The sequence below is a fragment of the Streptomyces albidus (ex Kaewkla and Franco 2022) genome (assembly GCF_013870515.1).
GTDB classification, from domain to species: Bacteria; Actinomycetota; Actinomycetes; order Streptomycetales; family Streptomycetaceae; genus Streptomyces; species Streptomyces albidus.
Genome location: NZ_JACBXA010000349.1, coordinates 1 through 4,777, shown reverse-complemented (window position 1 = coordinate 4,777; position 4,777 = coordinate 1). Strand labels below are relative to the sequence as shown.

4 protein-coding genes are annotated in these 4,777 nt (G+C 71.2%); all 4 read left to right on the top strand.

Annotated features, from left to right (window positions below; genetic code table 11):
* On the top strand, positions 1-1,200 hold a 1,200-nt coding region (locus H5J26_RS28515), incomplete at its 5' end, for a complex I 51 kDa subunit family protein (protein WP_181768854.1).
* Entirely contained in the window at positions 1,197-2,069 is an 873-nt protein-coding gene (locus H5J26_RS28510) for a 2Fe-2S iron-sulfur cluster-binding protein (RefSeq protein WP_181768853.1), read from the top strand. The genes H5J26_RS28515 and H5J26_RS28510, both read left to right, overlap by 4 nt.
* Before the next feature lie 84 nt (positions 2,070-2,153).
* On the top strand, positions 2,154-3,011 hold the full coding sequence (gene fdhD, locus H5J26_RS28505) for a formate dehydrogenase accessory sulfurtransferase FdhD (protein ID WP_181768852.1): 858 nt from the start codon (positions 2,154-2,156) through the stop codon (positions 3,009-3,011).
* Between the two features lie 318 nt (positions 3,012-3,329).
* Positions 3,330-4,777 (top strand): sialidase family protein (locus tag H5J26_RS28500; protein WP_235981219.1); only part of this gene is annotated, 1,448 nt, incomplete at its 3' end.

Below are 4,777 nucleotides of genomic sequence, written 5' to 3'. Positions count from 1 at the left end.
CGGATCGGCGTCGTGGACCCCGCGTCCCTCGACGACTACCGCGCGCACGGCGGATACCGCGCGCTGCGGCGCGCGTTCGACATCGGCGCGGCCGCCGTGCTGCGCGAGGTCACCGACTCGGGTCTGGTGGGACGCGGCGGCGCCGCCTTCCCCACCGGCCGCAAGTGGCAGGCCACGGCGGCCCAGCCGGAGCAGCCGCACTACGTCGTCTGCAACGCCGACGAGAGCGAGCCGGGCACCTTCAAGGACCGCGTCCTGATGGAAGGCGACCCGTACGCGCTGATCGAGTCGATGACGATCGCCGGCTACGCCACGGGCGCGCATCACGGCTATCTCTATCTGCGTGGTGAATACCCGCGCGCCCTGCGGCGGTTGACGCACGCCATCGAGCAGGCGAGGGCACGCGGCCTCCTCGGTCCGGACGTGCTCGGCCAGGGCTACGCCTTCGACATCGAGATCCGGCGCGGTGCGGGCGCCTACATCTGCGGTGAGGAGACCGCCCTCTTCAACTCCCTGGAGGGCAACCGCGGCGAGCCCCGCTCCAAGCCGCCGTTCCCGGTGGAGAAGGGCCTGTTCGGCAAGCCGACGGCTGCCAACAACGTCGAGACGCTGGTGAACGTGCTCACCGTCCTGGAGCTGGGCGCGGAGGCCTACGCCGCGATCGGCACCGGCAACTCCACGGGGCCCAAGCTGTTCTGCGTCGCGGGCGCGGTGGAGAAGCCCGGCATCTACGAACTGCCCTTCGGCGCCACTCTCCGGGACCTTCTCGGACTGGCCGGCGCGGCGGACGATCTCCGGGCGATCCTGCTCGGCGGCGCCGCCGGCGGATTCGTGCGGGGCGACGAGCTGGACATCCCGCTCACCTTCGAGGGCACCAGGGCCGCCGGGACGACGCTCGGTTCGGGTGTGGTGCTCGCGCTGGACTCGAGTGTGCCGTTGCCGAAGATCCTGCTGCGCATCGCGGAGTTCTTCCGCGACGAGTCCTGCGGCCAGTGCGTGCCGTGCCGCATCGGCACCGTCCGGCAGGAGGAGGCGCTCGGACGTCTCGCCGAGCGGGCGGACGGGCCCGGGGCGGCCACCGACATCGCACTGCTCCGCGAGGTGGGAGAGGCGATGCGCGACGCCTCGATCTGCGGTCTGGGCCAGACCGCCTGGAACGCCGTGGAGTCCGCCATCGACCGACTGGGAGCCTACGCATGACAGCCGTACCGCTGAATCCCCCGCGCCGTCTCGTGGAGTTCACGCTCGACGGCGAGCCCGCACGCGTCCCCGAGGGCTCCACGATCCTCGACGCCTGCGACGCCGCGGGCAAGGACGTCCCCACGCTCTGTTACGGCGACACGCTCACGCCGAAGAACGCCTGCCGCGTCTGCGTCGTCGAGGTGGAGGGCGCCCGTACTCTCGCCCCGGCCTGCTCACGCAAGGCCGAGCCCGGCATGACCGTGCGCACCGACACCGAACGCGCCCGGCACAGCCGCAAGATCGTCCTCGAACTGCTCGCTTCGGCCTCCGATCTGTCCACGACGCCGCGCGTGGCGGAGTGGATCAAGGAGTACGAGGCGAAGCCCGACCGGTTCGGTGAGGATGCCGCCACTCTCAACGACGGACCGAAGGTCGACAACGACCTGTACGTCCGTGACCTCGACAAATGCATCCTCTGCTACAAGTGCGTGGACGCGTGCGGCGAGCAGTGGCAGAACAGCTTCGCCATCTCGGTGGCGGGACGGGGCTTCGACGCCCGCATCTCCGTCGAGCACGACGGCCCGCTCACCGAATCCGCCTGCGTCTACTGCGGCAACTGCATCGAGGTGTGCCCGACGGGAGCGCTCAGCTTCAAGTCGGAGTTCGACATGCGGGCGGCGGGGACCTGGGACGAGGAGCGGCAGACCGAGACGACGACCGTGTGCGCGTACTGCGGTGTGGGTTGCAACCTCACCCTGCACGTACAGGACAATGAAATCGTCAAGGTCAGCTCACCGCACGACAATCCGGTGACGCACGGCAATCTGTGCATCAAGGGCCGTTTCGGGTATCAGCACGTCGGCGGCGGGAACACGGCCGGCGCATGACGGACGACGGCGGGTTCCGGTCCGTCCCCCAGCGGGACGCGGCCGGAACCGCCGCCCACAGGACTCACCGACGGGACTGATCGAATGGGACGGGTCACTGAGCGACGACGCGTGGTGCGCATCCGGGACGGAGCAGTCAGTACGCGCCCGGACACCCTCGTCGCCGAGGAGCCGCTGGAGATCCGGCTGAACGGCAAGGCGCTGGCCATCACCATGCGCACGCCCGGTGACGACTTCGCACTCGCCGCGGGCTTCCTCGTCAGCGAAGGCGTGCTCGGCAGCGCGGAGGAACTGGCCAACATCGTCTACTGCGCGGGCGCCACCGAGGACGGCTCCAACACCTACAACGTGGTGGACGTGCGTCTGGCTCCCGGAGTCCCCCTTCCCGACATCGCGCTGGAACGCAACGTCTACACCACCTCCTCGTGCGGCCTGTGCGGCAAGGCCAGCCTCGACGCGGTCCGTACGACCGCACGCTGGGCCATCGAGGACAGGGAGGGCGGCGACCCGGTCCGGCTCGAACCCGAGGTGCTCTCCCTCATGCCCGAGCGGCTGCGGGAGGCCCAGCGGGTCTTCGACCGGACAGGCGGCCTGCACGCTGCCGGGCTCTTCACACCCGAGGGCGAACTCCTGGACCTCCGGGAGGACGTGGGCCGCCACAACGCCGTCGACAAGATCGTCGGACGAGCGCTCCAGCAGGGCACGCTCCCCCTGCGCGAGTCCGTCCTCATGGTGTCGGGGCGTGCCTCCTTCGAGCTGGCGCAGAAGGCGGTGATGGCGGGCATACCGGTGCTGGCCGCCGTCTCGGCGCCCTCCTCGCTGGCGGTGGATCTGGCCGCGGAGACGGGGCTGACGCTCGTCGGCTTCCTCCGGGGCACTTCGATGAACGTGTACGCAGGTGAGCACCGGCTCGCTTTGCGCACAACGGCCGGCCGGGCCTGACGGTCTCGCCTGCTGCACGGGAATAGGGCTCGGCCGGCGGGAGGCGCCCCCTGCGTCGGCCGGGCCCTGCCCCGTGAATCAACGACCCCTGCCGGCTCGGTCCGGGACATTTGGCCTCCGCGGCGACCGGGCATCGTATTTGCGGTACATCCCGTGAACGGCTGATCGCGGCGCGCCCTGGGCACACCGCGGAAAGGGGCGTGCATGAGGACCGGTCGCTCAGCCTTACGTCATGGAGCCTTACGGCAAGGAGTCCCACGCCACCAGGCGTTCCTCAGGGCAGCACTGCTGATCGCCCAGTGCGCCTCGCTGCTGGTCATGCCGGACCGTGCGGACGCGCGGCCCGTAAGCGACAAGCCGGCAGGTGACACCGGCTTCACCCAGCAGGTGCTCTTCAGAGCCTCGCAGGAGCAGGGCTACAGCTGCTTCCGCATTCCCGCCGTCGTACGGACCGCCAAGGGCACGCTGCTCGCCTTCGCGGAGGGCAGGGTCCGCGACTGCGGCGACGCCGGGGACATCGACGTCGTCGTCAAGCGCTCCACGGACGGGGGCCGCACATGGGGCCCGCTGCAGGTCGTCACGCGGGGCGGCGGCGACACCCACGGGAACCCCGTGCCCGTCGTGGACAGGCGCACCGGGCGGATCCTGCTCACCGAGACCTTCAACGCCGGGCGTACGGACGGCAAGAGCTGCGAGTCGCCCTGCGAGCGCAAACCGCATCTCCAGTACAGCGACGACGACGGTCTCAGCTGGTCGCCTCCGCGGGACCTGAGCGCGCAGCTGCGACCGGCGGGGTGGAACTCCTGGTACGCGACCGGCCCCGGGCACGGTCTCCAGCTGAGCCGCGGACCGCACGCCGGCAGGCTCGTCCTCGGTGTCAACGCCGAGAGCTGGCGCGAGGGGAGGAACACCCGCAACCACGCGGCACTGGTGCTCAGCGACGACGGCGGCCGGAACTGGCGGCTCGGAGCAGTCGACAGCTATCCGTACGCCACCGAGGGCACCTACCGGCAGAAGCCGCAGGAGCTGACCCTTCACGAGCGCCGTGACGGCACCGTCCTGGTGAGCGCCCGCGAGACCGAGGGCACCGATCTCGGTCACCGGGACGCGGCGGTCAGCGGGGACGGCGGCGAGTCCTTCAGGGGCCCCTTCCGCACGCTGCCCGGCCTCTACACCCCGCAGGTGCAGGGCTCGGTGCTGCGTCTCGGGGAGACCGACAGGGTGCTGCTCTCCGCTCCCGCCGACCCGGACCGGCGCCGGACCATGGCGATCCGCTCCTCCTACGACGAGGGGAGGACCTGGGAGGGAGTGGACCGCGGGCGCACCGTGACCACCGACTGGTCCGGCTACTCCGACCTGGTCCAGGCGACCGGGGGCCACGTCGGGCTCCTCTACGAAGGCGGAGCCGCCGACGCCCGCGACGAGATCCGTTTCGCGCGCTTCACCGAGGACTGGCTCGGTGCCCGCCGCGGCCCCGACCCCTCCACCGCCGACCACGCTCCTGGAGCCCGGGACGCCTCGGTGCTGGGCGGCCCTCAGCAGGTGGGCGGGCGGCACGGACGGGCGCTGGCCTTCGACGGCCTGGACGACGCCGTCCGGCTGCCTTTCCGGCGTGGACTACCGCTGGGCGAGCGGGACTTCACGGCCCGGCTGTGGTTCCGCTACACGGCGGACGAGGGCGAGCAGCCGCTGCTGTGGATGGGCGGCGTCCGGGCTCCGTCGTGGACGCGGACGGCCGCCTGCTCGTCTTCGCCTTCATGGCGTCC